Here is a 2179-nt window from a genome sequence, read left to right as displayed (position 1 = left end):
GAATGATCCGATCATCCGCTGGAGCAGTTGCTGTGCTTCTGGCGGCTGGCTTCCTTGTTCCTGCTGTGTCCCAGCCGGCCGCGGCGGCAACCGCGACGACCGCGTGGCAGAGCGGGGGTTTCCATGTCGACACCCCGAATGTGGTCCGGCGTTCGGACATCGTGCTGGGCAGGCCGAATACGGCTGCCGCGCAGTCGCTGCCGCTGGGCAATGGTTCGCTGGGGGTGGCGGCCTGGGCCGCGGGCGGGTTCACCGCCCAGCTGAACCGGGCCGATACGCTGCCGGGCCGGCTGTCGCCGGGCCAGGTGAACATTCCGGGTCTGTCCGCGCTGACCGGCGCGAGTGACTTCAAGGGCTCGCTGGATGTCTACACCGGTGTGCTGAACGAGTCCGGCGGCGGTATGACGCTCAAGGCGTGGGTGTCGGCGACCAAGGACGAGCTGGTGGTCGATGTCACCGGCGCCGACCCGGGCAGCCAGCAGAGCGCGACGGTGGGGTTGTGGTCGGGCCGCAGCCCGCAGGCCGCGGTCTCGGGCGCCACCGGCACGCTGGCCGAGACCTGGGTGGACAACTCCGAGGCCGGCCATTCGGGGCGGACCTTCGGGTCGCTGGCCGCGATCACCGCCGGCGGCCGCAGCGTCACCAGCTCGGTGGTCAGCTCCACCCAGGTCAAGACGACGTTCACGCCGAACGCCGACGGCTCGTTCCGGGTGGTGGTGGGCGCCCCGTCGTGGACGGGCGGCAACGCGGCGAGCACCGCGAGCAGCCTGCTGGGCTCGGACGCCACCGCCGCGGAGTCCTCGCTGCTGTCCTCGCAGCAGTCGTGGTGGGCGAACTACTGGGCGAACAGCGGCGTGCTGGAGGCCACCTCCGCCGACGGCACCGCGCAGTACATGGAGAGCCTGCGCACGCTGTACCTGTTCATGGAGGCCGCCTCGATGCGCGGCACGGTCCCGGGCAGCCAGGCCGGTGTGGCGGACATGTTCAACTTCGGGCAGGACCACCAGGCGTGGACCCCGTCGGCGACATGGCTGTGGAATCTGCGCACGCAGATCTCGGCCAACATGAGCAGCGGCAACTTCGCGCTGAACACGCCGATCTTCAACCTCTACGAGAACAACCTGCCGGCGATCGAGGCGTGGACGAAGCAGCAGATGGGCGGGCTGCCGGGGGCGTGCGTGCCGGAGGTGATGCGCTTCAACGGCAACGGCGGCGACCCGGGGGCGGGCGCCAACGCGGCCTGCAGCGAGCCGGGCAGCCCCAACTGGAACGCGCTGGACATCAGTTCCGGCCCGGAGATCAGCCTGTATGTCTGGGAGCAGTACCAGGACACCGGCGACCTGAACTTCCTGCGCACGTACTACCCGCTGATGAAGGACTCCGCGACGTTCCTGCTGGCCTACCAGAAGGTCGGCTCCGACGGGAAGCTGCACGCGGTCGCCAACGCCCACGAGACCCAGTGGGCGGTGCAGGACCCCACCACCGACCTCACGGCGGACTCCGCGCTCTTCCCGGTGGTCATCAAGGCCGCGCAGCTGCTCAACACCGGTGACAGCGCGCTGATCGGCCAGCTGACCACCGCGATCCCGCAGATCCCGGACTGGGCGCGGACCGACTACGGCCGCACCCAGGTGCTGCCGGCCTCGGCGGACTCCTCGGGCAACGACATCATCGCGTACTCCTACCAGCCCACCGCGCAGATCCGCAACAGCGAGAACATCGACCTGGAACCGGTCTGGCCGTGGAACCTGGTCACCGACGACGCGGGCCCGCTGCACGATCTCGCGGTGCGCAGCTACAACCACCGGGCGGTGACCGGCGGCAACGACTGGAGCATGGACGCCATCGACGCCGCCCGCCTCGGGCTGTCCAGTGAGGTCGCGGCCCGCCTGGTGTCGATCACCGAGGGCCACCAGGTCTACATCGACGGCCTGGCCGACCTGGGCAGCACGGTCGGCACCGAGTCCTACATCGAGCAGGCCTCCGGTGTGGCCACCGCCCTGGACGAGGCACTCGTGCAGGACTACGACGGCACCCTGCGCGTCGCCCCGGCCTGGCCGTCCGGCTGGGACGTCAGCGGCACCGTCTCGGTGCAGGGCAACACCAAGGTCGACGTCCAGGTCCAGGGCGGCACCCCCGTCACCGTCGCCGTCCAGGCCGGCTCCACCCAGACCATGAA

General features: G+C 70.1%; 1 protein-coding gene. It reads left to right on the top strand.

Features of this window, described 5'->3' with window-relative positions; genetic code table 11:
* Positions 1–65: 65 nt before the first annotated feature.
* Positions 66–2179 (top strand): glycosyl hydrolase family 95 catalytic domain-containing protein (locus GA0115240_RS30690; RefSeq protein ID WP_202451908.1); only part of this gene is annotated, 2114 nt, incomplete at its 3' end.

The sequence above is a fragment of the Streptomyces sp. DvalAA-14 genome, from assembly GCF_900091855.1.
Classification (GTDB): Bacteria; Actinomycetota; Actinomycetes; order Streptomycetales; family Streptomycetaceae; genus Actinacidiphila.
This window is presented reverse-complemented; position numbering and strand designations above follow the sequence as displayed.